The sequence below is a fragment of the Egibacter rhizosphaerae genome (assembly GCF_004322855.1).
GTDB lineage: Bacteria > Actinomycetota > Nitriliruptoria > Euzebyales > Egibacteraceae > Egibacter > Egibacter rhizosphaerae.
The window spans coordinates 2179660-2204189 of record NZ_CP036402.1; the positions used below are offsets into that span (position 1 = coordinate 2179660).

Here is a 24530-nt window from a genome sequence, read left to right on the forward strand (position 1 = left end):
GTCGGGGGTCGGAGGGGGAGGCAAGCGGCTCCGAACGGCTCACCGGACGGGTTCAGGTCCCGTCGGCGGCCGCGAGCACGTCGTCCATCCCCCCGTCGAGCAGCGGCACCGGCGTGTAGCCGCGGCGGGCGAGCAGCCCGGCCGCGATCGCGGCGCGCCGACCAGACCCGCAGACCACGTACGGATCGCGCCCGACCGGCAACCAGCGGCCGGGGTCCCCGGCGAGGTCCGGCACGTAGCGGTGCTGTGCGCCGAGGAGGGTCCCGTCGGCCACCTCGCCGGGGCTGCGCACGTCCAGGACGTCGCGGTTGGCGTCGCGCTCGCTGACACCAGCGACCTCCGCGACCGTGGCGACCTCCAGCGTCCGCAGCGAACGTCCCGCTGCGGTCCACGCATCGATCGGCAACGCGCCGCGAACGTCGTCGATGCCGATGCGCCCGAGCTGACGCACGGCCTCGGACACGTCAACCGCCTCGTCGGCGACCAGGACCACGGGCGCATCGAGGTCGATGACCCACCCGGTCCAGACCCCGAAGTCGTCACCGAGTTCGATGAGCTGCGAACCGGGGATGTGACCGGCAGCAGCCTCGTGGCGTGGGCGAACGTCTATCAGCTCCGCGGCCCCCTCCAGACGGTCGACGTCGTCGACGTCGAGCTTCGGGATCGCGGTCGAGGGCATGGGGGTGCGGCCGAGCAGGTTCGCCGATCCCATCCGCGCGTAGAAGTCGGGATACGGCTGCAGGCCGGCCAGCTGCCAGTCGGCGAAGGCCTCCGCGTCGGCGTGCCCGAGCGCCGGATTGGCCTGACACTCGGCCGCGATGTCGCTCACGCTCTGCCCCGCGCCGGTGGCGGTGCAGAACGAGCCCTCCCCGTGGGTGGGGTAGACGCCCACGTGCCCGGGAAGCTGCGCCAAGCGCTGCAGGGACCCGTGCTGCAGGCGGGCCAGCTGGCGGGCCTGGGCCTCGCTGACCAGGTCGGTCCGGCCTGCCGAGCCCACGAGCAGGCTGCCCCCCGTGAACAGCGCGACCGGCTCCCCGTCCACGAACACGAGGTAGCTGGTGTGCTCGGGGGTGTGCCCGGGGGTGTGGATCGGGTGGATGACCAGCCCACCCCCGAGGTCGTGGTCCTCGCCGTGGAACGCCGGCCGATGGGCGTAGGCCGCGCCCGCGGCGGCAGGGAGGACGAGCTCGGCCCCGTGGGCGCTGGCCAGGTGTGGGGCGCCGGAGACGTAGTCGTTGTGCAGGTGGGTCTCCAGCACGGCGCGAAGGGGCACGTCCGCCTCGGCGAGTGCCGCATCGAACCGCTCCACGTCACGCTGCGGATCGATCAGCACGCCGCGGCCCTCGTGCGTGACCAGGTAGCTGTGGTCCCCCAGACCGGGGGTGTGCAGGCGTTGCACGTCCATCGAGGTCTCCATTCATCCGTATGTACGGACTTTACCAACGTGGCTCGACCGCCACGCATTCCCTCGCACGACGTCTACTCGGGGCCGGTCGATCATGCCCCGCTCCTTCAACCGGTGAGCGGCGCGAGGCGCGCGGTGAAGTGCCGCAACCAGCGAGGCTGCCGACGATCCGGTAGCCCCCGAGCTCTCCCGCGCGCCCCGCGACCATCGCGATGACCTCCCCCACGTAGTCGACGTGGCTCTGCGTGTACACCCGGCGGGGCAGCGCGAGCCGCACCAGCTCATAGGGCGCCGCTGTGTCCGGCCCTCCGTGGGGGTCGGGCCGGCCGAACATCAGCGTGCCGATCTCCACGCCCCGGACGCCCCCCTCGCGATAGAGCTCGAGCGCGAGCGACTGCGCCGGCAGTTCGTGCGGCGGGATGTGCGGCAGCAGGCCGGCCGCGTCGAGGTACACGGCATGGCCCCCGGGTGGGCGGACCGTCGGAGCGCCCGCCGCCTCGGCGATCTCGGCGAGGTACGCCGCGGTTCGTACGCGGTACCGCAAGTAGTCAGGGTCGGTGACCTCCTGGAGCCCCTGGGCGATCGCATCGAGGTCGCGTCCGGCCAACCCCCCGTAGGTGGGAAACCCTTCGGTGAGGATGAGCTGGGTCCGGCACCGCTCGGCGAGCTCGGGATCGCGGAGCGCGAGTAGCCCCCCGATGTTCGCGAAGCCGTCCTTCTTGAAGCTGATCGTGCATCCGTCCGCGAGCGCGAAGGCCTCCCGCGCGACCTCCCGGGGCTCGTGCTCGGCGTAACCGGGCTCCCGCTGCGTGACGAACCACGCGTTCTCGGCGAACCGACAGGCATCGAGGAACAGGGGGATCCCGTACTCGTCGCACACCTCACGAGCAGCGCGCAGGTTCGCCATCGACACGGGCTGCCCACCGCCGGAGTTGTTGGTGATCGTGATCATCACCAGCGGCACGCGGTCCGCCCCGACCTCGTCGATCGTCGCCCTCAGCCCAACGATGTCGAGGTCGCCCTTGAAATCGACCTCGCTGCGTAGGTCGCGTGCGGCCTCGCAGGCCAGGTCCACCGCCACCGCCCCGGTCTGCTCGACATTGGCGCGGGTGGTGTCGAAGTGGGTGTTGTTCGGCACGATCGAGTCCGCGCCGGCCACCTGACGGAAGAGGATGCTCTCCGCGGCCCGGCCCTGGTGGGTCGGGATCACGTACGGCATCCCCGTCAGATCGTGCACCGCGCGCTCGAACCGAGCGAACGAGCGCGCTCCCGCGTACGACTCGTCGCCGCGCATGAGTGCCGCCCACTGCTCGGTGGACATCGCGCCGGTGCCCGAGTCGGTGAGCAGGTCGATGAGCACGTCGTCGGCGGCGAGCGTGAACAGGTTGTAGCCGGCCTCGGCGAGCGCCCGTTCGCGTTCGGCGGCAGTGGTGAATCGGATCGGCTCGACGCTCTTGATACGGAACGGCTCGATGGTCGTGCGGTACGGCACCCTCGCCCCCTTCCTCGCTTGAGGCCCGGCATCGCCCGAATCCGATCACTTGAATCACTCGGTAGCCGGTGGAGGACCGAGCCTACGAGCGATCCGACCCGACTCGTGGCCGAAAACGGCATCCCGAGACCCGCAGCGGACCGGTCGGCCCTTCGACGCGGGGACCTTCGTCGTGGACACGCCTCGCTCCCGGCTGGAAGGCTGAACCGAATCGGACGTCGCTCTCACCCCACTCAAGACCGTGATAGGAGAACGTGAACCCGCATGCCGGTCGCTCACTCCTTGACCCAGTCGCAACGGTGCCGGCACTGCCGACGCCGGTTCGCGACCTCGACGGATGCCCCCAGCGGGCCCCCGTCGCTCTGCCGGGCCTGCCGCGGGAGGCTCACAGGCGCCGCGCAATCCCTCCCTGCCGGCCGGCAGGGCCCGGTGCGCTCGGACATCGCGGCGCAGCCGCTCAGGCACGTCCCGAGTGACTACTGGCACGGCTGACCTTCGGCGACCGGGCCCGACGGGCGCGGAAGGACCCGGAATCGGGTCCGTCAGGCGCGGAAGAACTCCATCAGCACCGGAGCGAGCTCCTCGTCGGCCACGCCGTGCCATTCGCCGGGGAGGCGCCGGTGCGCGCCGAGAGGCAACGCTTCGGCCACCGCGGCCGCCCCACCGGTGAGGTCGTCGGAGCTGGCCTCGCTGTCCATCACGAGCGCGGGCACGGTCACCTCGCCGAGCAGCTCCAGCGGGGTCGACTCGGCGATCGTGCAGTCGTAGACGAGCGTGTGCGCGACCCTCTCGAGCGCGGGCTTGACCGGTCCCATCCCGGCGATCACCTCGTCCGGGACGCCGATCGACCCGAGGAAGAGGTCCACCGCCTCGCCGCGCTCGCCCGCGTCGACGCGCTCGGCGACCCGCGACGACAGGTCGTCGCCCGGCTGGCCATCAGGGTCGATCGGTGGCTCGAACAACGCCAGCTTCCGGATCGGGAGCCCGCTGGCCGCCGCGTGCACGGCCAACAACGCCCCGGACGACAGGCCGTACACCATCGCGGCTCCACCGGCCGCATCGATGACCGCCTCCAGATCGTCGACCTCGCGCTGGATGGCGTACGGCTGCGTGTCCGTGCTGTTGCCTCGGCCCCGACGGTCGTACGTGTGGACCGTGAAGTGCTCCGCGAGCAGCGCACCCAGCCCGCGGATGTTGTCGAAGTCCCGGTAGCCGCCGGCGGGGTCGACCATGACGACCGGCGGACCGGCGCCGCCGCGTTGCAACGCGATCATGGTGCCGTCGGCCGAACGGACGCGATGCTCGTCGGTGGCGGCGTCTTGGTGTTGTCCGCTCATGGTGCCCCCTCGGCTCCGGCGGTCGGCACGGTCAGCCCTCGTGCCCTTCCCGGCGGGATCGACGATGCGGGGCACCGGAACTCATCGGTGCCTGCACCTGGGCTCGGTGTCTGCCCTGCGGCCCGCCCACCCCGACTACGCGCCCTCCCCTTGCTGGGCGCCGTCGGCCTCCGACGAGCCCTTGGCCCGGCTCGGGGCGACGCGTGGCGGCTCGTCGGGCATCTTGGGATAGACCGGCGGCCACGGCGCGTCCATGAGGCCGTTCGCTCGATCGCGCTCGTTCATGGCGAGCAGCGGCTCCAGCGACTGCGGGCGGGAGACCATCGGTGCCCACGGATCCCCTCGCTCGGCGACCCGCTGCGGCACGGTGGCGATCGTGAGCTCGTCGGGATCCAGCTCGTCGAGCTCGTCCCAGTGGAACGGGGTGGAGACCTGCGCGCCGCGGCGGGCACGCACGCACCAGGCGCCGAACACGGTCTTGTGCGGCGCGTTCTGGTTGTAGTCGACGAAGATGCGCCGCCCCCGCTCCTCCTTCCACCACTGAGCGGTCAGCAGGTCGGGGCGCCGGCGCTCGAGCTCGCGGGCCACCGCCACCGCCGCCGAGCGCACCTCGTAAGGATCCCAGTGCGGCTCGAGCCGCAGGTACACGTGGATCCCGCGCTTGCCGGTGGTCTTGGGGTAACCCTCGAGGCCCACCTCGTGGAGGAGGGTCCGCAGCTCCTTGGCGGCCTCCCGGGCCTCCGCGAACCCCGTGCCCGGTTGCGGGTCGAGGTCGAGGCGCAGCTCGTCGGAGTGGTTCTGGTCCGCGGCGGTGCTCGGCCAGACGTGAAAACCCAGGCAGCCGAGGTTGACCGCCCAGGCCACGTGGGCCAGGTCGGCGGCCACGAGCGCGTCGGAGACGGTGCCGTTGACCGTGCTGACCTTGGTGGTGATCAGCCACGACGGCGCCGACTTGGGCACGCGCTTCTGGAAGAACGACGACCCGCTCGCGCCGTCCGGGTGGCGTTCGAGCAGCACCGGTCGTCCGCCCATCGCGGCGAGCAGCGGTTCGGCCACCGCTTGGTAGTAGCCGATCAGGTCGCGCTTGGTCTCGCCCCGCTCGGCGAAGAACACCTTGTCGGGACTCGACACCCGGACCTCGTGGCCATCGAGCTCGAGCATCACCGCGTCATCCCGGGCACCACCCATGGGCACAAGTTACGAGGAGCAACGCCGCGCTGGCGACCTGTCCGTCCGCCCGCCACGCCGCAGGCACGTGCGAGGTCACGCGGTCGTGTCCTCTGGCCGCCGGTTCGGGAACGCGGCGAGCTTGGCCGGGTTGCGGATCCCGCGAATCGCGCTGACCCGCCCGTCGGTGACCTCGAAAACGAGGACCGACGAGGTGCTGCCGTCCGGCTCCCGGACCCACACCGCCGGGGCCGCGTTGACCTCCATCGGCTGCGAGCGCAGGCCCTTGCGCTCCCCGGTGACATAGAGCCCGCGGACGAGCTTGGCGACCCGCTCGGCGCCCACGATCGGTGCCGGCACCGCCGGCACGACGCCCCCGCCGTCGCCGACGAACGCCACGTCGGGCGCCAGCAGCTCCATCATCGCCTCCAGGTCCCCGTCGCCGCAGGCCACCTGGAACGCCTCGACGACCTCGCGCTGGCGGTCCGGGTCGGTCTCGTAGCGATGGGACCGCGAGGCGACGTGGTCGCGGGCACGCCGCACGAGCTGGCGGACCGCGGCGGGCTTGCGGTCGAGCATCGCGGCGACCTCGTCGTGGGCGTAGCCGAACACGTCGTGCAGCAGGAACGCCGCGCGCTCGAGCGGTGACAACGCCTCGAGCAGGATGAGGAACGCGATGCTCAGAGAATCCGCCGTGCTCGCGGCGTCGGCGGGATCGACCGCGGTCGCGACGGGCTCGGGCAGCCACGAACCGACGTACGTCTCGCGCTGGCGTTGCGCCGACCGCAGCCGGTCGACACAGATCCTGGTGACGACGGTGGTGAGCCACGCGGCGGGCTCGTCGATCTGCGTGGTGTCGATGCGCGACCAGCGCAGGTACGCCTCCCCGACGGCGTCCTCGGCCTCGGCGACCGATCCGAGCATGCGGTAGGCGAGGCCGAACAGCCGGTCCTGCTCGTCGCGGACGAGGCGCTCGTGCACCGCGGCCGCGTCCGCCGCGCCGGCGGGCTCGGTCCGCTCGCGGTCAACCTCGCGATCAACCCGGGACATCCACGACCTCCAGCACCTCCAGCACCTCCCGCCAACCCGTCCGTGGCGACGGATGCGCCGGCTGCCAGCTTGCCACCTCCCGGAACCGGGCGTTCGAGACGCGGTGCGAGCGCGCGAGCGCCCGCAGCATGGGATGGCGACCGAGCAACCGCGGCATGGGGCGCACCCTCCGCACAGCGAGGAGCTCGGTGAGGATCGCCGCGTGCTCGGCCCGGGTGGTGGGCTCGTCCTCGACGACGTTGTACACGCCCGGCGGCACGCCCAACGCCGCGACCACCGCCGTGGCCGCGTCGTCGACGTGGATCAGCGAGACGTAGCCTCCCGGCTCCCCGGGAAGGCGCAGCCGACCCTTGCGAGCCGCGGCGAGCAGCTCCCCCGACGCCTCCGGGCCGTAGAACAGCCCGAAGCGCAGGGCCACTCCGGCGCCGGCCGCGTCGGTGACCTGCTTCGCGCTCGCCTCCGCATCGGGCACGGTGGCGGTCTGCGCGACCGGTTCGAGGGGCACGTCCTCGGTGATCCACGCCGGCCCGCGATCGGGGTAGGCCGGCGCGAAGGACTCCTGCACGAACCTCGCGCCCGCGCCGATCGCCGCGGTGGCGAGTGCCCGCGACGCGTCCCGGCGCAGCCGATCGTGGGTCCGCCACGCCCCGGGCCGCAGCGCGGCGTTGCCTCGCGGGACGTGGGTCGCGAGGTTCAGCACGGCCTCGATCCGCTCACCGGCCGCGAGCGCCGTGGTCGCGTCCGCGTCGAAGACGTCGAGGCGGACCGGCGTCGCGCCGGTGTCGCGCAGGAACCGGTCCGAGGTATCGCGACGCGAGACGCCGAGCACCTCGTGACCGGCCCCGTACAGCCTCGGCACGACCGCTCGACCGAGCACGCCGGTCGCGCCGGCAACCAGGATGCGCACGATCGCTCCTTCCTGTCGTCGTCACCCTCCTTGACGAGCAGGTCGACCGCGCTGTGACATCGACTTGGGGGCGCTACCCCTCCCGAGCCTGGGTGAGGCTGAACCAGTTCCCCGAGTCGTCGCGCAGCACCGCCTCGATGCCGTAGGGCCGCTCGGTCGGCTCCTGCACGAACTCGACGCCGCGGGCAGACAGCTCCTCGTAGGCCTTCTGGCAGTCGTCGGTGGCGAGGACCCCGGCGCCGAAGGTGCCCTTGGCGACGAGGTCTCGGAGCGTCGCGGCGGTGCCCTCGTCGTTGCCCATCCGGTAGTCGGAGAGGATCAGCTTCAGGTCGGGCTGATCCGGGGGGCTGACCGTCAGCCAGCGGAAGCCGGCGCCGGCACCCTCGAACGCGTCGCCCATCGAGATGTCGTCGGCGACCCGGAAGCCGAGCTTCTCGGTGTAGAACGCCTTCGCCGAGTCCTGGTCGAGCACGTACACGTTCGCGTGGGACAGGTGGGTGAGCATCGCGATTCCTCTCGTCGACGGCTGGAGCCTGACGAGGTGACCCTACGCCCGCGCCGGACCCCCGCGCTTCTCCCCGCTTGCGCTCCCGTCCGCGCGTTCGACTGTGGCCTCGCCACGAGGTCGGGCCCACGCCATCACGAAGCAGCCCGGGACCGGTGGCGGGCCGCCACGGGCGGCTTGCCGGCGCCGGTACTCGCTCGGGGGGACGCCCACGAGCTCGGTGAACCGCGAGCTGAACGAGCCGAGGCTCGCGAACCCGACGAGGTCGCACACCTCGGTGACAGTGAGGTTCGCGTTCGCGAGCAGGTGCTTGGCCCGCTCGACACGCCGGCGGGTGAGATAGGCGCGCGGGGTCTCCCCGAACGCCTCACGAAACAGGCGGGCGAAGTGATAGGTCGAGAACCCCGCCTCCGTCGCCAACGCATGCAGGTCGAGCGGCTCGGCGTACCGCCGATCGGCCAGGTCGCGCGCGCGGCGCAGGTGCGGGAGGGCGTCGGGGGTCATCGTGTCCGCAGGATACGCCCTGTGGGCGCCTCCGGGGGCGCGGGCAGCCGCGGTCGTGCGGCCGACACGCCGCGGTTCGAAGTCCGCCTCGGGGCTCGCTCACGGCGCACCCACGGTGAGCCGGCTCAGTTCGCGCTCGCGGAACGTCGCGTAGTGCCAGGCGGCTCGCTCGAGCGCCTCACCCGCAGCGCCGGCGAACGCCTCGTCGGCGGCGAGGTCGATGTCGACGTGTGCACTGCGGACATGGCGCCGCCACGAGCCGACGAGCCGACCGTCGAGCGTGACCAGACCGCTGTACCGCGGCCACCGGGCGGCGCGGAGCAGATCCCCGGGGTCGTGGACGTCGCGGCTGTCGGCCGCGCCGCTGACGTACTCGTCGTACGGCTGGAGCAACAGCACCGACGGTCGTGGCGGCGCAGGCGGCTCGGGCACCGGGGCCAGGTGGTACGTCCGCCCGCCGCCCTCGACCCGGACCAGCACGTCGCCGGCAGCATCGAGCGCGCGGTCGGCGGCGGCAGCCGTGAGCGAGGCCCACCACTGCAGGTCACCGCGGGTGGCCGGGCCGTGCCCCGTGACGAATCGGAGCGCGAGCTCACGCAGCGCGGTGTCGCGGTCGAAGGTGCCGGCGTCGGGGGCCAACTCGTCGAGCGCCGCGTAGGTCTGCGTGGTGCCGCGGCGCGGCCCGCTGCACACGACCTGCTCGAGCTCGGCGTACATGAGGATGTGGGCGAGACGCTGACCCGAGGCACCGTCAATGCCCGCGTCGGTGAGGACCTCCCCGATCTCGGCACGGCTCAGCGCGGTGCCCTTGACCGCCTCCCGGATGATGCCGGCCGCGCGGTCGAGCAGTGCGGCGTCGAGGTGCAGGTCGGCGTAGCGGGGGCGATTGCGCACGTGCACCCGCGGCGCGGTGAGCGAGAGCAGCCACCGCAGGTCGTCGCGGTGGACCAGATGCCAGGTCGGGCGCAGGACATGGGTGCGCAGGAGCGCGCCTCCGTCGATCGCGGCGCGGATCGAGTCGAGCGTCGCGTCGGCGGCACGCATCCCGATCGACCACTCCGACGGTTCGACGTCCTGGGCCTGTACCGCGAGCAGTGCGCGCACGACACCCTCGGCGTGGTCGAACGGCTCGCCGTGCAGCCGCTGGACCGCCAGCCGCCGTCGGGCGACCTCCTCATCGTCCACGACCTCACTCCCGTCGCCCGCGCCTTGCCGATGGCGCGGATTCTGACGGTCGTTGCGGACGGATCTCGTCCGCAGGCGGGGTGGAGAACGACGCGAGGTTGGCCGAACGAGGGTCCCCCGAGAAGCCCATCGCGGGCAGGTAGCCGCGGGCCGCGAACGCGAGGAACCAGCCGGCGATCTGGTCGGCCGGCGGCGGGTCGGGATGCTCCAGCCACCACGACAGCGCGCCGACGAATGCGCTGGAAACCATCGCGAGACCGAGGTCGGCGGGAACCAGGGAGATGTACTTCCTCGCTGGCGTGCCGACCGCGCTCGAGCACGGCTACAACGTCGTCCTGTTCCACGCGCCCGGCCAGCGTGGGGTGTTGCACCGTGACCCGACGCAGGTGTTCCGCCCCGACAGCGAGATGCCGATCGGCGCGGTCATCGAGGACGTCGCGGACCGCCAGTGGGCCGAGGCCGACCGCACCGCGCTCTACGGCCTGAGCTTCGGCGGATACCATGTCCTGCGGGCAGCTGCGCGGCTCGACCGTGTCGCCGCGGTGATCGCGAGCGCACCGCTGCCCGACCTGTTCGAGACGCTGCTCGACACTGCCGCCGAGCGCGCCCCGGGGCCGCTGGGCCCGTGGCTGCGGGACCCCCTCGATCGACTCTCACCTCAGGCGTGGAGCCGAATCGTCGCCCCCGCGCGCCGGGCGAACTGGGCGATCGACAACATGATCGACGGCTACATGATGTGGACCAGCGGTGCGCAGAGTCCCGGCGAGGCGATCACCGGGCTCCGGCGCTTCCGCCTCGGCGCGCTCGAGACAGAGATCACCGTTCCGGTGCTGTCCCTGTGGTCCGAAGGCGAGGGGGAGGCGGTGCGCCGCCGCGCCGAGGCGCTGCAGCGGACCGCACCCGCGCCGACCACGCTCACTCACCTCGTCGCCGCCGATGGCGCCGACGGGCATTGCGGCGTGGGTAACGTCGTCCATACCGCGGGGCTCGTTTACGACTGGCTCGACCGGACGCTGTCCCACCAAGCCAACGAGCCCGCCCCTGCGCTCACGCCGAGCCCGTGACCGGGTGAGTCTCGTCCCGCGCGTCAGCCGCTGTTCGTGCCGCGCCGCTCCAACAGGGCCGCGACGCCGTCGAGGATCCGCGCCAGCCCGAACTCGAAGACCAGCTCCGGATCGGTGTGCGGAGCGCCCACCGCCTCGCCCACCCGCGCCGAGACCGCCAGGTCACGATCGGCCAGCACGCGGGTGAACACCGGGAACACGTGCTCCCACCACTCGTCGTCGGTCATGCCGCTGCGCTCGGCGTCGCGGGAGATCTCCACCCGGCGGCGAGCCATCCCGTCGACGTGCCCGTACACCAGCTCGAGCACCGCGTTCATCTCGACCTCCGCGAGACCGATCCCGTCAACCACGCGCAGCTGCTCCTCCCACCGGTCCACCGCGTTGGGCCCCACGAGCGGCCGTGTCAGGGGGAGATCCACCAGCCAGGGATGACGCTCGTGCAGCGCCCACAGCCCCCGCGCGACCTCCTCGAGGCCCGCCCTCCAGTCGCCGTCGCCCGGGACGCCCGCGGGGACCTCCCCGTACACGTGGTCGAACATCAGGTGGGCGAGTTCCTCCTTGCCCGGCACGTAGTTGTAGAGCGACATCGTGCTGACGCCGAGCCCCTGGGCGACCCGGCGCATCGTGACCGCCTTCAGGCCCTCCCGGTCGGCGATGTCCACCGCCGCTTCGACGATCCTCGAGACCGTGAGGCCCGATCGCGCCGACGGCGCCTCCTCCCGCCTCCAGAGGAGTTGGAGGACGCGCAGGTCGTCCGGGTAGTCGTGGGCTCTCGGCATGACGTCTCCCAGCAGGCGGACGCGATCAAGCGTACTGACCGCGCCCGGCACCCGTTCCCGAGTCCGTGCCCCTTGCGCCCTTGGGCCCTACTCCCTTGTCCCTTGCTTCCCTTTGTGCCTTGCTTCCCTTTGTGCCTTGCTTTGTCGGGCGTACAGTGTATAGTACGTTGTACGTTTAGCGATCGGGAGGCAGGGATGATCCACACCGACGGACTGACCAAGTGGTTCAAGGTGACGCGCGGCGAGTACGTCCACGCCGTCCGCGCCATCGACCTATCCGTGGGCGAGGGGGAGCTCGCGGCGGTGCTGGGACCGAACGGCGCCGGCAAGTCCACGACCCTGCGCATGCTCACCACGCTGCTGGAGCCCAGCGAGGGCCGCGCCACGGTGGCCGGCCACGACGTCCGCTCCGCACGGGCGGCGGTGCGCCAGCGCATCGGCTACATCGGCCAGGGCAACGGGGCGGGCCACTACCAGCGGGTCCGCGATGAACTGGTCGTGCAAGGCTACGCCTACGGCCTGCGCCGCAGGGAGGCGCACCGCCGCGCGGACGAGCTGCTCGACACCCTGCAGCTGACCGAGCTGGCCAAACGCACCGTCGCGACGCTGTCCGGAGGGCAGCGCCGTCGCCTCGACATCGCGCTCGGGCTCATGCACGCCCCCCCGGTGCTCTTCCTCGACGAGCCCTCCACCGGGCTCGACCCGCAGAACCGGGCGAACCTCTGGGAGCACGTCCTCGCCGTGCGCGAGCAGTTCGGCACCACGCTGTTGCTTACCACCCACTACCTCGACGAGGCCGACGCGATGGCCGAACGGGTCGTGATCATCGACCACGGGCGGATCATCGCCGACGACACGTCCGAGCGTCTCAAGGCCGGGTTGGCCGGGGATCGCGTCAGCGTCGTCGCCGCCGACCCGGAGGACGCCGCACGAGTCGCGGAGCTGGCGGTGACGGCCGGCGAGGTCCACGAGGCCTCCACCGACGGGCCCGTGGTGACCGTCCGCGCGCCGGAGGGGCGCGCGCTGCTTCCCGCCTGGCTGCGCACGCTCGACGCCGAAGGGCTCAAGGTGTCGAGCGCCGACGTCGCCCGGCCCACCCTCGACGACGTCTTCCTGTCCCTGACCGGTCGCAGCCTTCGCGAGGAGGCCGGCGACCTGCCCGTCGCCACCCCCGAGCAGGTCGCCGCATGAGCCGCGTGCTTCGCGATGCCCGCACGGTCTTCGTCCGCGAGTCGCTGCCCGGCTGGCGCGAGCCATGGGGCCACGCGTTCGGCATGGTCCAGCCGCTCGTGTTCCTGGGATTGTTCGGGCCGCTGCTGGAGGGCGTACCTGGGATGGCCGGCGCCATGCCGGATGGGGCCGCCGACGCGCACTGGCAGTGGTTCGTCCCGGCGATCCTCGTGATGCTGTCGCTGTTCGGCACCGCCGGCACGGGTTACACCGTGTTGACCGAGATCCAGACCGGGGCGCACGAGCGCATGCTCGTCACCCCGATGAGCCGCCATGCGATGCTGGTCGGCCGCACGCTCAAGGACGTCCAGGAGCTGCTCGCCCAGGCAGTGCTCATCGTCGTGGTGATGCTGCCGTTCGGCTTCACGCTCCACCCCGCCGGCGCGCTGCTCGGCCTCGCCATGCTCGCGGTCCTCGGGGTGAGCATGGGCTCGCTGTCGCACGCCCTCGCCATCGCGTGCCGCAAGCAGCAGGAGATGTTCTACCTCGTCCAGACCTCACTGCTGTTCCCGCTCGTGTTCCTGTCCGGAATGATGCTGCCGCTCGAGATGGGGCCCGGCTGGATGCGGACCGCCGGCGACCTCAACCCCCTGACCTACATCGTCGAGGCGCTGCGTGCGCTGTTCGCCGGGCGGATCGCCGAGGCCGTGGTCCTCCAGGGCTGGCTCGTCGCCGCGGCACTCGCCGTGGTCGGCGTGGCCCTCGGCACGCGCGCGATGAGCCGGTCACACACCTGAACTCATGGCCGCTGCGCGTCCGCTCGGCCGACGGCGACCGGTGGCCCGCACGACCTCCGGCCCCCGGAAAGGACGATCCGTGTATCCCGATGCGATCCGTGTGACCGGCGCACGCCAGCACAATCTCAAGAGCGTCGACGTCGAGATCCCCAAGGGCCAGTTCACCGTCGTAACAGGCGTATCCGGATCGGGGAAGTCGTCGCTGGTGTTCGACACGATCGCGGCAGAGGCCCAACGGCAGTTGAACGAGACGTTCTCCGCCTTCCAGCGGGGGTTCCTGCCGAGCTACGGCCAGCCGGACGCCGACCTCATCGAGCACCTCTCACCGGCGATCGTGGTGGACCAGAAGCGCCTCGGTGGCGGCTCCCGATCGACGCTCGGGACGATCAGCGACATCGCGCCGCTGCTGCGCCTGCTGTTCTCCCGCGCCGGCGAGCCATGGGTCGGCTACGCCCACACGTTCTCATTCAACGACCCCGAGGGGATGTGCCCCCGGTGCCAGGGGCTCGGCGACGTTGTCGACGTCGACCTCGACGCGTTCGTCGACTGGTCGCGCTCGCTCAACGAGGGCGCCCTGCGACACCCGAACTTCAAGGTCGGCACCTGGATGTGGCAGGTCTACGCCAACTCCGGCCGCTTCGACCCCGACAAGCCGCTCGCCGAGTACACCGACGCCGAGTGTCACGATCTGCTCTTCGCCACCGAGGGCAGGGTACCCATCGGCGACGGTCCCGCCCAGGTGAACGCGAGCTACGAGGGCGCGGCCACCAAGTTCCGGCGACTGTCGATCGAACGCGACGTCGCCGAGATGAGCGAGCGCACCCGCGAGATCGCCGCGCGTTTCACGACGTCGAGGTCCTGTCCTGCCTGCGAGGGCGCACGGCTGAACGACACGGTGCTCGGCTGCCGCGTGCACGGCTACAACATCGCCGAAATGGCGGCGATGGAGGCACGCGAGCTCCACATGCTTCTCGATGAGCTCGACCTCCCGGGAGCCGGCCCCGTGGCCGGCCACCTGCGCGAGCGAGTTGGCCACCTCGTCGACATGGGCCTGGGGTACCTCAGCCTCGACCGGCGCACGGCGACGCTGTCGGGCGGCGAGTCGCAGCGAATCAAGATGGTTCGCCACCTCACGAGCAGCCTCACAGACATGCTTTACGTGTTCGACGAACCGACGGTCGGGTTGCACGCCCGCGACGTCGACCGGTTCGTCGCGCTCCTCCTCGAGCTGCGCGACAAAGGCAACACGGTGCTGGTCGTCGAGCACGACCGCGACGTCATCACCGCCGCCGACCACGTTGTCGACATCGGCCCCGGCGCGGGCATTGACGGCGGCGAAGTCGTGTTCACCGGCGCCGTCGCCGCGCTCGCGACCGCCGCGACGCCGACCGGCGAGCACGTGCGCCGGCTGCCGACCCTGCGCCAGGACCCGCGCGAGCCCGCCGGCGTGCTCGAGATCCGCAATGCCTACCAGCACAACCTCCGCGGCCTCGACCTCGACCTCCCGGCCGGGACCCTCACCGTCGTGTCCGGCGTCGCGGGCTCCGGCAAGAGCTCCCTCGTGCACGGCGCGTTCGTCGCCGGCCACACCGACGCGATCGTCGTCGACCAGACCGCGGTCAGCACGAACCGCCGGTCGAACACCGCGACCTACACCGGCATGCTCGACCCGATCCGGAAGGCCTTCGCGCGCGCCAACGGCGTCAGCGCGTCGCTGTTCAGCGCGAACTCCACGGGGGCGTGCCCGTCCTGCCAGGGCCTCGGCGTGATCTACACCGACCTTGCGTTCCTCGAGGGGTTCACGTCGACCTGCGACGCCTGTGGCGGCCAACGCTTCACCGACGACGTCCTCGCCCACCGGCTGCGGGGGGCGAGCATTGGGGACGTGCTCGAGATGACCGCCGGGGTGGCGCTGGACTTCTTCACGGTCGAGCGCAAGGTCCAAACGATCCTCGGGGCGATTGTCGATGTCGGCCTGGACTACCTGCGGCTCGGACAGCCGCTCACAACGCTGTCTGGCGGGGAGTGCCAGCGGATCAAGCTCGCCGCGCAGCTGCACCGTGAGGGCGCGGTCTACGTGCTCGACGAGCCCACCACGGGGCTGCACGCCTCCGACATCGATACGCTCCTCGCCGTCCTCGACCGCCTCGTCGATGGGGGGAACACCGTCCTGGTTATCGAGCACGACCTGCAGGTCATCGCCCACGCCGACTGGGTCGTCGACCTCGGGCCCGAGGGGGGCGACGATGGTGGCGCGGTGCTCTTCGAAGGCCCGCCGACCGATTTGCTACGCGCGAGCGGCTCGCACACGGCTGCCGCGCTGCGACGAGCCGTCGACCGCAGTTGAGGGGAGGAGGCGGCGTTGGGTCGGACGGTGGCCCAGAAGATGGGGCTGCGCGAAGGGGCGCGCGCGTTCGTCGTCGATCCTCCCGCGGCCTCGTGGCTCGCGATCGACGCGCCGCCGTTGGACGTCGCCGACGAGCTCGACGGGCTGTTCGACTACATCCACCTGTTCACCCGGGGCGCGGTCGAACTGGAGCGGGAACTGCCGCGGCTCAGACCGCACCTGGGTTCCACCGGGTCCCTCTGGGTGTCATGGCCGAAGGGGCGCAAGCAGGGCACCGACCTTACCCTCCCGAGGGTCATTGAGATCGGCTACCGGCACGTGCTCGTCGAGAGCACGTGCCTGAGCGTCGACGCGACCTGGTCCGCCCTGAAGTTCACCCGTCCCAAGCCGGGCAAGGTCTACCGCAACAGCTACGGGCGTCTGCCTGACAGGTGGGGCGACGCCTCTACGGGCACGTCGGGGGACCGCGATGGGGACTGAGGGCGAGGGAGTAACGCCGCCCGCCGAGGCGCTGGCCGATGAGGTCGAGCGCCGTGCCGGGAGGTTGCTCCCGGCGTGCACGCTCGCGGCACGTGGGTACGGTCGCGGCATGGCTCGCTCACGCTCGAACGACTTCCTCGAGAACTGGCGCTCCTCGCACGGGTCGTTGACCGACAAGGCGCGCATGGCGCTGCGCAACACGTGGATCAAGGCGCGCACGGGATCGAGCTGCTGCGGCAACCACGGCCAGCCGGGCTGTTGAGTGGGCAGGGGGGCGTCCGGTCCGGACGCCGATCACGATCACCACGACGACTGACCGCACGCACTCCGACTATCCGGCCCGGTGCAGGTGATAGTGCGTGACCGCGTCCGACGGGGTCTGACCCGTGCACGTGTAACCGCTGGCGAGGTTCTCCGCGTCGGTGAACAGGCGCTCGCCCGCGCCGAGCAGGATCGGCGTCACCGCGAGGTGGACCTCGTCGACCAGTCCGGCATCGAGGAACTGCCGCACCGTCGCGGGGCCGCCTCCGATGCGCACATCCGCGTCGCCGGCCGCGTCCTGCGCCCGCTTGAGGACGACCTCGATCCCCTCGGTGACGAAGTGGAAGGTCGTACCGCCCTCCATCTCGATCGGGTCCCGCGGGTGGTGGGTGAGCACGAACGCCGAGTGCCCGAAGGGTGGGGCGGCTCCCCACCAGCCCCTCCAGTCGCTGTCGCCCCAGGGACCACGGATCGGGCCGAACATGTTGCGCCCGATGATCGTCGCGCCCACCCCGCCGTTGCCCTTCGCGACGAGGTCGTCGTCGACTCCTCCGCGCACGCCGCCCTCCATGCCGAGCGGCTCGCGGAACGAGCGGGTCGCGAACGCCCACTCGTGGAGTTGCTCGCCGCCAATGCCGAGCGGCGCGTCCATCGACTGGTCCGGCCCGGCGGCGTACCCGTCGAGCGAGACCGAGAAGTTGCTGACTCGCACGTTGCCCATCGCAATGTTCCTTCCGATGCGCTGTTTCTCCCATCAGGGGCGACGAACACGGCTGCTCCGACTCATCGCGCGCGAGGCAGCCGATCGTCGACCACGATCCTGCACCGCTCACGCATGGCGCCGGTGCGGGCCGAGGAACCGCTCGACGGTCAGACGCAACGTTGTTCGCTGCGCCGCGGCGTCGAAGCGCTCGTCGGTGGCCGCGCGGAGGTAGACCGCGCCGACCATCGCCATCACCCAGTCGGCGGTGTGATCGACGTCGAGGGACACGTCGAGCATCCCGGCCTCGACGCTCCGATCGAGAATTGCGACCACGCCGGCGCGCTCGTCGTCCGCGTCGTGCGCGAGCAGCTCCGCGAGCTCGGGGTCGCGTTTGGCCTGCAGCATCGCCTCCAGGACGAGGCCTGGCACCAGCGGCTCGGCAGCGGGCGCGACGAGGTGGTCGACGAAGCCGAGCAGCGCCTCCCACGGGTCGTCGTCAGCCAGCGCGGCGACCAGCGCCTCCTCGGTCGCCGTCGTGCCGTCCCGCAGCAGCGCGGCGAAGACCTCGCGCTTGCTGGCGAAGTAGTGGAACAGGTTGCCGGTGCTGATCCCCGCCGCCCGGCAGATGTCCGAGACCGACGTCCCGTCGAACCCTTTGGCGGCGAACAGCTCCGCCGCAGCGTGCAGGATGTGCTCGCGCCGCGCGCGATGTCGCTGCGGATCGACCGTTCGGGCCACGACTCACCTTCCGTTGGCTCGCCCTCGTCGGGGCTCACCCCACGACCCTGCGACCGTCCCGCAGCACCGCGCGCACGTCGCGGAGCGCATCGATGTCGACCAGCGGATCGCCGTCGACCACGAGCAGATCCGCCGCACGTCCCGCCTCGACGGCTCCGATGTGCCCGACGCCGAGCACATCCGCCGCGTCGCTGGTCGCGGCCCGCAACGCGGCGCGCGGCGTGAGGCCGCTGTCGACGAGCAGCGCGAGCTCGCGGTGGACACCGGAACCGAACCCGACGCCGGGCCGCGCGGCGTCGCTGCCGACCACCACACGTCCGCCGACAGCGTGCAGCTCGCCCACACGCTCGCGCAGCACGCCCATCACGTCCTCCGGGAGCGAGGCCTCCGCCACGGCGAGCGTGGCCGTGACCGGCAGCCCACGATCCACGAGCTCGGCGAGGACGTCGTCGGGCCACCCCTCGAGGAGGTCTCGCGAGTCGAGGTGCTCGAGGCCGTCGACCCCCGCGTTCAGGAGCTCGCGGAGGTCGTCGAACGTGCCCCAGTGCGCGGTCACGGCGAACCCCTGCGCGTGCGCCTCGTCAACGATCGCCTCGAGGACGTCGGTCGTGAGCGGTTCGAGCGCTCGGTCGGGGCCGCCGCGCTCCTGCACCACCTTTACGAGGTCGACGGGATCGTCGGCGGTGGCCAACGCTCGCACCGCGGCACGAGCGGACGCCGGCGTGGTGGGCACGCGCACCGCATCCCCGTCAGGGTCCGCGCCGAACGTCGCGACCGGGTGCCCGCCACGGGTGGTGAACATGGGGCCGGCGAGGAACAGCCGTGGCCCCTCGAGGTCGCGGTCGCCGACCTGCCGGCGGAGGTCGGCGATCCACGGGTGCTCGTCGCCGAGGCTGCGAACAGCGGTCACGCCGTGCTCGAGCGCGGAGCGACGATGCCGCGGGAAGTAGCGCACCCAATCCGCCACCAGGCCCGGCATCGCGAGCAGGCCCGGCTCCTCCCCCGCGTCGAGTTCGGGGGAGCCGACGTGCACGTGCAGATCGATCAGCCCGGGCAGGATGGTCGCGCCATCGGCGTCGAGAACGGTGGCGTCGCCGGGGACGTCGAGGTCGCCCACGTCCTCGATCACCCCGTCGCGGACCACCACCGTTGCCCGACGCGGGTCGAGCCCCGGACCGACGAGGACGGTTCCCCCGATGATCGCGAGCGCGCCCCGATGCGCGGAGCCGGCGGGATAGCGCGTCGCGAGGTAGAAGCCGGCGCCGCCCGCGACCGCCGCGACCCCGAGCCCGAGTCCCCCGAGAACCACTCGCCGGCTGATGGTCCCGTCCTCGCCTGCTCCGGCGCCCCCACTCGTGGCGGGCGTCTCGGGTGAGGGCTCCCGACGCGCTCGTCGCTGCCACGCGGCCACGACGACCGCCACGACGGCGACGCAGATCGGTGCCAGCCAGCGGAGGCCTCCCCAGACTCCGGTCGAGAGGAGCGCCGCCACCAGGGCCCCGCCGACGAGGCCGGCCACGCCCTTCGATCGGCCCCCACATTCGCTCTCCATTCCGTCAGATCATAGACCGATCGCTCGGTTTTTCAATAACCCACACCTACCCACTGTCCGCAAGGCCAACCCGTATCCCACGCCACTTCTGAGGAACTGGCGTAGCTTGCGTCCATGCTGATCAGACGTGAGAGGGCCGACGACCGCTCCGCCGTGGCGAGCGTGCACGGCGCGGCCTTCCCGACCCCCGAGGGCGCGAACGCCCCGGTGGAGGTGGGTCTGCTGGCGGAGCTCCGAGACGACCCCGGATGGTTGCCACACCTCTCCGTGGTGGCCGTCGGAGACGCTGGCGTGGTGGGACACGCCGTGTGCACGCGCGGGACCATCGAGCCCGAGGGCACGCCCGCGCTCGGCCTCGGGCCGATCGCCGTGCTCCCCGAGCACCAGGGGAGCGGGATCGGCTCAGCCCTGATGCACACCGTGCTCGAGGCCGCCGACGCCCGCGGTGAGGCGCTGGTGTGCCTGCTCGGCGACCCGGGGTACTACCGCCGCTTCGGCTTCGTGACGGCGTCGGAGCTGGCCATCGAAGCGCCCGACCCACAGTGGGGCGAGTACTTCCAAGCACGCCCCCTCGCCGCTTATACCCCGCAACTGCAGGGGCGCTTTCGATACGCCCCACCGTTCGAACGCCTTTAACCGATCGACGTCCTGCGGGAATCACCGGACCTCACGCAGCGGGAGCCCTGCGGTCGGCGTCGGGATGGGGCACCGTGCGGTAGAGATGCACCGACGTCGCGGCGAGCCAGGCCCATCCGGCGACGACGGCGACCCAGAGCGCGACCACGCCGAGTGTCTGGGTGGACAGCGCAGCCCCGCCGAGGAACCCGAGCACGATGATCGCGCTGCTCGCACGCGTGAAGGCGGCCCACGCCCGAGCCCCTCGCTGCGCGCACCACGACGCCACCACGAGCGCGCCCGCGGCCAGGCTCACGAAGCCGACCGCGCCGGAGGCGAGGTGGAGGATGCCCGAGAGGCTCGCCTCCCCTCCGGCCGCACCGGGTGGGAAGCCAGCCATCGCGTCGGGAGCGAAGGCCGCGCTCGCCAGCAGCGCGGCGCCGTACAGGCCGAGGAGCCCCCCGGCGTAGGCCGCGTGCCGCGAGCCCCCCAGCGCGCGGGCGACCCCGATCGCCGCGACGAGGACCATCGCGCCGGCGACGACGAGGTTCGCGCGCTGCATCCACCCGCCGTCGCCGAGCATCAGCAGGCTCAACGGGTGGCGGGCGAGCTCGAAGCCCTCCCGGGTGAGCGCGAGCACGAGACCCGCGCCGAGGTACACCGCCCCGGCGAGGACGCCATAGCCGAGCAGCGAGCGGGTGACCGCCGCCGAACGGTCGAAGCCCTCGGACGGACCTGACGCCGTATCCATTCCCGCTCCCTCTCGTTGCCCGCTGTCGGTCGCCTGGACACTGAAGAGTGCAATACGAAACTCATGAGAGCAAGAGATACCCTCGGCTCCAGCGCGCCTCAGGCAGCGAGCGAAGGGAGCGACCCGCGATGGCCGTGCAGGAACCGGCGGGCACCGACCCCGCTCCCGCCGCCGTGCGGGTCGATCCGCGGATCGCGCGGTCCCGCGCGGTGATCGTCGAAGCCGCGACCGCGCACTACCTCGCCCACGGCTACCGCGAGGCCAACCTCGACGACGTCGCGCGCGAGGCGCGGGTATCAAAGCGCACGATCTACAACGTCATCGGCGGTAAGGAACAGCTGTTCCGTGCCGTCCTCGCCGAGGCGATCGACACCGCCGAGCGGTTCTCGGTCGAGGTCGCCGCGGGGATCGGCGACACCGACGACGTCGCGACGGAGCTCGGCGGGGTTGCCTCCACGCTGGCCGCGTCGGTGCTCGGCGGGCGGATCGTGTCGCTGCGCCGCCTGCTCATCGCCGAGGCGACACGGTTTCCCGAACTCGCCCGTGACTACTACGAGCGCGCGCCCGGGAGGGTGATGACGACCCTCGCGGACGGCCTCGCCCGCCTCGCCGCACGCGGGTTGCTGGATATCGACGATGCCGAGCTCGCAGCCGAGCACCTCGCGTTCCTCGTCCTCGGGGCCTCACTCGATCGGGCCCTCTTCGAAGCGGACGCGCCCTCGGCCACGACGGTCGAGACCCGGGCACGCGCCGGCGTCGAGGTCTTCCTCCGCGCCTACGCTTGCCGACCGTGAGTCGCTTCCCGACCGAGGTGGCCGCACCCGGGGGAGGCCAGGGCCTGGCCGTCGTTCTCGCTGGCCGGGCGCGGTCATCGCCGAGGTCGGTCCCCCGGGATGACCTCCTCGAGGAAGGCGCGGATCGCCTCGCCCATCGTGCGCACCCCCGGCTCTTCGACTGGAAAGTGGCCGCAGGCGGGGAGGTGGACGTAACCGCGTGGCGCCGCGCAGGCGGCGGAGAAAGGCCTGGGACACGTTCGGCGGCGTCCAGCGATCGTCGCCTGGGTGAACGAGCAGGATCGGCCGATCAAACCGCTCCGGGGGCACTTCCCGTCGCGACCCGAGCCACGAAGCCAGGAACGACAGCGGCACCGCATCGCCCCCGCCGACCGGATCCCGGGCGCACGCCGCAGCAAGCTCGGGATCGTTCGCGATCGCCCGCATGTTCGCGAGCGCACGGACCGGCACACGGACCCGGCCGGCGACCGTCGCGAGCGGGAAGAGCAGCGGGACGCCGCTCGCCAGGCTCGGGTGACGGACGACCGCCCGGCGCACTCGACGATCCCGGGGATCCAGCAGGTTCGTCGCGATGACACCCCGGACCGCCGGCGAGCGCACCGCGGCGTTGTAGGCGAGCATTCCGCCCATGCTCGCGCCGAACAGCACGACCGGGCGTCCGTCGCGGGGCTGCTCGCTCGCGACGAGGTCGGCGACGACCTCGACCCAGTCGTGGTAGGTGTAAGCACGGCGCGCGCCGAGCTCGGTGTGCCCGTAGCCGGGGAGGTCGGGGGCGACGGTCTCGGCGATCCCGCTCGCGGCGAGGCCTACCGAGGCGATGAGTCGCCCGTGTCCGCCCGCGCCGGGCAGGGCGACGAGCTTCCGGGGCGCCTGTTCGTCGACGTGGCGGTCGAGGTGCACCCGCATGTCCCCGTGGGCCCAGAACTCCTCACGCGGGACGCGGTCGCCCTCGCAGCGCAGCTCGGGCGGCAGGAAGGCCTGATACTCCACCCACGATCGTTGGTGTGCGTACACCGTCCCCTCGTTCTGTGAGCAGTCCCGCCTTCACGAGGGCAGAGCGTCCCCCTCGTACGCCATCCCAACCGTTCGGAGGAGACAGCGACCGTTCGGCGAAGCAGTGAGGCTGCGGCGACAACGCCGGCCTGAACGCCCCTCACGCGTCCTCGTCGGCGAGCAGCTTCTCGGTGATCGTCGCGAGCCGGGTGATGTCGTCCCAGGACAGGCGCGAGAAGAAGCGCTCGTCGAGATCGGCGAGGTGGGTCTCCTGTGCGCGGCGGAACACGTCGACCCCGGCGTCAGTGATCGCCACGTCGACGCCTCGCGCGTCATCGGGGTCGTGCTCGCGGGTGACCAATCCATCGGCCTCGAGGCGGGCAACCATGCGGGAGACGCGGCTTTGGCTGAGGGGCGCCTGCTCGACGAGCTGGCGGAGGCCGAGACGCCCGTCGGGAGAGAAGACCGCGAGATGCAACAGCACCTCGAACGCGTGGAGGCTGAGGCCGTGACGAGCCTCGAGTCGCGCGCTCAGGTCCCGGGACAGCGCCGTGCCGGCGCGCACGAGGCCGAGGAAGGCGTGGGCCCGGGTGGGCGGCAGGTGCTTGAGCCCGTCGGCGCGCTCGACGACCAGCGGCTCTGGGCCGTCGTCGGCGCTCGTGTCGTCGGGGTTGGCGCGTTCGCGGGAATCGGCTGTGTCCATGGCTGCACCCTATCAAAAAGATGCTTGCGCACGCATCCGAACAGATATATGCTTGCGCAAGCATAGACAAGCGGAAGGGGATCGCCATGGATGAACCCGATCGCACCGACCAGCCACAGGACCGCGGCTGGAACCGACCGCGCATCGCGGCCCGCGCCCTCACCGTGGGTGGGGCCGTGGTCGCCGCCCTCGCCGTGTGGGCCCTCGCCGTCGCCGTGATCGGGGTCGAGCTTCAGGTCGAACCCGGCACGACCGAGCCCGAGACCGTCGGCCCGGCCATGGTCACCATTGCCAGCCTCGCCGCTGGCCTTGCCGGATGGGGTCTGTTGGCGCTCCTCGAGCGCCTGACTTCGCGCGCTCGTGGCGTGTGGACCGCCACCGCGCTCGCCGCCCTCCTGATGTCCCTGGCCGGCCCGCTCGCCGGGGTCAGCGCCGCGGCCACCGCCACGCTCGCGGCGATGCACGTTGCGGTCGCCGCCGTGCTCGTGCCCGGACTGCGGAGGGGGACAAGGGCGCAGGCCAGGGATGCCTCCGCGTCGAGCTGAGCACCCGGTGGCCAGCGGGTGGCGGTGACCCCGTCACCCGCCTTCAGGAAGCAGACTCAGCCGCATGAGCACGCGCGGGAATCCGCCGGAGACCGACTGGGTGTCGGCGGCCTTGGTGAAGCCGGCCCCCTCGAAGAGCTTGCGCGTGCCGACGAAGGCCAAGGTGAGGTCGACCTTCTCGCCCCGGTTGTCCACGGGGTAGCCCTCGACCGCCGGGGCGCCCTGGGAACGCGCGTACGCGACGGCGCCGGCGAGAAGATGGTGCGAGATCCCTTGCCGTCGGTGACCCGGCCGCACGCGGATGCACCACACCGACCACACCGGCAGGTCGTCGACGTGGGGGATCTTGCGCGAGCGCGCGAAGGGCAGCTCCGACCGCGGGGCGACCGCGGCCCAACCGCAGACCTCGCCATCGTCGTAGGCCAACACCCCCGGCCCCTCGTCGCGGCCGCACAGCGACCGGACGTACTCCCCCCGCGCCGGCCCGACCAGCTGGCGGTTCGTCGTCGCATCGAGCCGGTGGCTCAGACACCAACAGGTGGTGGCGTCGGGGTCCTTCTTCGGTCCGAGCATGGTGGCGACGTCGTCGAACCGGTCCGCCGTCGCCGCTATGACCTCGATGGCCATCGGCCCGCTCCCTCGATCGCGCTCGGGGGACCACTCCGGGGAGAGTGCCCGAGATCCAG

At 71.9% G+C, this 24530-nt stretch carries 27 protein-coding genes; 9 read left to right on the forward strand and 18 right to left on the reverse strand.

From position 1 onward, the window contains the following. Window positions 1–52: 52 nt before the first annotated feature. The 10 genes from ER308_RS10060 to ER308_RS21535 all read right to left on the reverse strand — a co-directional run bounded on the left by ER308_RS10060 (window position 53) and on the right by ER308_RS21535 (window position 9802). Entirely contained in the window at window positions 53–1405 is a 1353-nt protein-coding gene (locus ER308_RS10060; protein WP_131154865.1) for an MBL fold metallo-hydrolase, read from the reverse strand. Between the two features lie 31 nt (window positions 1406–1436). Beyond that, window positions 1437–2897, reverse strand: coding sequence for a tryptophanase (locus ER308_RS10065; RefSeq protein ID WP_205745997.1), 1461 nt, complete (start codon window positions 2895–2897; stop codon window positions 1437–1439). Window positions 2898–3439: 542 nt separating this feature from the next. Further along, window positions 3440–4234 carry an alpha/beta fold hydrolase gene (locus tag ER308_RS10070; RefSeq protein WP_131154866.1) on the reverse strand — a complete coding sequence of 265 codons (795 nt, stop codon included), beginning with the start codon at window positions 4232–4234 and terminating at the stop codon, window positions 3440–3442. A 135-nt stretch (window positions 4235–4369) separates the two neighbouring features. After that, complete coding sequence (gene ligD, locus ER308_RS10075) at window positions 4370–5422, reverse strand: non-homologous end-joining DNA ligase (protein ID WP_131154867.1); 1053 nt, start codon at window positions 5420–5422, stop codon at window positions 4370–4372. A 75-nt stretch (window positions 5423–5497) separates the two neighbouring features. After that, window positions 5498–6451, reverse strand: coding sequence for an RNA polymerase sigma factor SigJ (gene sigJ, locus ER308_RS10080; RefSeq protein WP_131154868.1), 954 nt, complete (start codon window positions 6449–6451; stop codon window positions 5498–5500). Further along, on the reverse strand, window positions 6438–7358 hold the full coding sequence (locus ER308_RS10085; protein ID WP_131154869.1) for an NAD-dependent epimerase/dehydratase family protein: 921 nt from the start codon (window positions 7356–7358) through the stop codon (window positions 6438–6440). The genes sigJ and ER308_RS10085 overlap by 14 nt, the downstream gene beginning before the upstream one ends. Window positions 7359–7431: 73 nt before the next feature. Next, complete coding sequence (locus tag ER308_RS10090) at window positions 7432–7863, reverse strand: VOC family protein (RefSeq protein ID WP_131154870.1); 432 nt, start codon at window positions 7861–7863, stop codon at window positions 7432–7434. A gap of 42 nt (window positions 7864–7905) precedes the next feature. Then, the gene (locus ER308_RS10095; RefSeq protein WP_131154871.1) at window positions 7906–8367 is read right to left on the reverse strand and encodes a helix-turn-helix transcriptional regulator; all 462 of its coding nucleotides are present in this window, start codon (window positions 8365–8367) and stop codon (window positions 7906–7908) included. 99 nt (window positions 8368–8466) lie between these two features. Continuing rightward, complete coding sequence (locus ER308_RS10100) at window positions 8467–9552, reverse strand: winged helix DNA-binding domain-containing protein (RefSeq protein ID WP_165491972.1); 1086 nt, start codon at window positions 9550–9552, stop codon at window positions 8467–8469. Window positions 9553–9556: 4 nt separating this feature from the next. Beyond that, a complete protein-coding gene (locus ER308_RS21535; RefSeq protein ID WP_165491973.1) occupies window positions 9557–9802 on the reverse strand; it encodes a hypothetical protein in 246 nt (81 codons plus the stop codon). Between the two features lie 31 nt (window positions 9803–9833). On the opposite strand from ER308_RS21535, the gene ER308_RS10105 reads away from it, so the two are divergent. Next, window positions 9834–10616 (forward strand): alpha/beta hydrolase family protein, encoded by a 783-nt coding sequence (locus tag ER308_RS10105; RefSeq protein ID WP_131154873.1) that lies wholly within the window; start codon window positions 9834–9836, stop codon window positions 10614–10616. 23 nt (window positions 10617–10639) lie between these two features. Here the strand turns inward: ER308_RS10105 and ER308_RS10110 are convergent, their stop codons facing one another. Then, window positions 10640–11395: a TetR/AcrR family transcriptional regulator gene (locus ER308_RS10110; protein WP_131154874.1), complete on the reverse strand. Its 756-nt coding sequence runs from the start codon at window positions 11393–11395 to the stop codon at window positions 10640–10642. Window positions 11396–11590: 195 nt separating this feature from the next. Between ER308_RS10110 and ER308_RS10115 the strand changes: the two genes are divergently transcribed. The 5 genes from ER308_RS10115 to ER308_RS21540 all read left to right on the forward strand — a co-directional run bounded on the left by ER308_RS10115 (window position 11591) and on the right by ER308_RS21540 (window position 16451). After that, on the forward strand, window positions 11591–12586 hold the full coding sequence (locus ER308_RS10115) for an ATP-binding cassette domain-containing protein (RefSeq protein ID WP_131154875.1): 996 nt from the start codon (window positions 11591–11593) through the stop codon (window positions 12584–12586). Further along, complete coding sequence (locus tag ER308_RS10120; RefSeq protein WP_131154876.1) at window positions 12583–13362, forward strand: ABC transporter permease; 780 nt, start codon at window positions 12583–12585, stop codon at window positions 13360–13362. Before ER308_RS10115 ends, ER308_RS10120 begins: the two co-directional genes overlap by 4 nt. Window positions 13363–13441: 79 nt before the next feature. Then, window positions 13442–15709, forward strand: coding sequence for an ATP-binding cassette domain-containing protein (locus tag ER308_RS10125; RefSeq protein ID WP_205745998.1), 2268 nt, complete (start codon window positions 13442–13444; stop codon window positions 15707–15709). 15 nt (window positions 15710–15724) lie between these two features. Further along, window positions 15725–16189 (forward strand): hypothetical protein, encoded by a 465-nt coding sequence (locus tag ER308_RS10130; protein ID WP_205745999.1) that lies wholly within the window; start codon window positions 15725–15727, stop codon window positions 16187–16189. A 109-nt stretch (window positions 16190–16298) separates the two neighbouring features. Beyond that, window positions 16299–16451 (forward strand): hypothetical protein, encoded by a 153-nt coding sequence (locus ER308_RS21540; protein ID WP_165491974.1) that lies wholly within the window; start codon window positions 16299–16301, stop codon window positions 16449–16451. Window positions 16452–16520: 69 nt separating this feature from the next. On the opposite strand, the gene ER308_RS10135 is transcribed toward ER308_RS21540, so the two are convergent. From ER308_RS10135 to ER308_RS10145, 3 genes are all read right to left on the reverse strand, one after another. After that, a complete protein-coding gene (locus ER308_RS10135) occupies window positions 16521–17171 on the reverse strand; it encodes a dihydrofolate reductase family protein (RefSeq protein WP_131154878.1) in 651 nt (216 codons plus the stop codon). Window positions 17172–17279: 108 nt separating this feature from the next. Next, on the reverse strand, window positions 17280–17891 hold the full coding sequence (locus tag ER308_RS10140) for a TetR/AcrR family transcriptional regulator (RefSeq protein WP_131154879.1): 612 nt from the start codon (window positions 17889–17891) through the stop codon (window positions 17280–17282). A 34-nt stretch (window positions 17892–17925) separates the two neighbouring features. Continuing rightward, entirely contained in the window at window positions 17926–19443 is a 1518-nt protein-coding gene (locus tag ER308_RS10145; protein ID WP_131154880.1) for an amidohydrolase family protein, read from the reverse strand. A 114-nt stretch (window positions 19444–19557) separates the two neighbouring features. Here ER308_RS10145 and ER308_RS10150 point away from each other — a divergent pair, with 114 nt between their 5' ends. After that, window positions 19558–20079, forward strand: a complete 522-nt coding sequence (locus ER308_RS10150; protein WP_131154881.1) for a GNAT family N-acetyltransferase — start codon at window positions 19558–19560, stop codon at window positions 20077–20079. A 31-nt stretch (window positions 20080–20110) separates the two neighbouring features. Here ER308_RS10150 and ER308_RS10155 read toward each other — a convergent pair whose 3' ends face one another. Further along, window positions 20111–20809, reverse strand: coding sequence for a DUF998 domain-containing protein (locus tag ER308_RS10155; protein WP_131154882.1), 699 nt, complete (start codon window positions 20807–20809; stop codon window positions 20111–20113). 128 nt (window positions 20810–20937) lie between these two features. Here ER308_RS10155 and ER308_RS10160 point away from each other — a divergent pair, with 128 nt between their 5' ends. Next, window positions 20938–21603 (forward strand): TetR/AcrR family transcriptional regulator, encoded by a 666-nt coding sequence (locus tag ER308_RS10160; protein ID WP_131154883.1) that lies wholly within the window; start codon window positions 20938–20940, stop codon window positions 21601–21603. Here ER308_RS10160 and ER308_RS10165 read toward each other — a convergent pair. Then, window positions 21493–22593: an alpha/beta hydrolase gene (locus ER308_RS10165; RefSeq protein ID WP_131154884.1), complete on the reverse strand. Its 1101-nt coding sequence runs from the start codon at window positions 22591–22593 to the stop codon at window positions 21493–21495. The genes ER308_RS10160 and ER308_RS10165 overlap by 111 nt on opposite strands. 163 nt (window positions 22594–22756) lie before the next feature. Continuing rightward, window positions 22757–23299 carry a MarR family winged helix-turn-helix transcriptional regulator gene (locus ER308_RS10170; RefSeq protein ID WP_131154885.1) on the reverse strand — a complete coding sequence of 181 codons (543 nt, stop codon included), beginning with the start codon at window positions 23297–23299 and terminating at the stop codon, window positions 22757–22759. 86 nt (window positions 23300–23385) lie between these two features. Here ER308_RS10170 and ER308_RS10175 point away from each other — a divergent pair, with 86 nt between their 5' ends. Continuing rightward, on the forward strand, window positions 23386–23844 hold the full coding sequence (locus ER308_RS10175; protein ID WP_205746000.1) for a DUF6069 family protein: 459 nt from the start codon (window positions 23386–23388) through the stop codon (window positions 23842–23844). A gap of 33 nt (window positions 23845–23877) precedes the next feature. Here the strand turns inward: ER308_RS10175 and ER308_RS10180 are convergent, their stop codons facing one another. Next, window positions 23878–24471, reverse strand: coding sequence for a GNAT family N-acetyltransferase (locus ER308_RS10180; RefSeq protein WP_131154886.1), 594 nt, complete (start codon window positions 24469–24471; stop codon window positions 23878–23880). Between the last annotated feature and the right edge of the window lie 59 nt (window positions 24472–24530).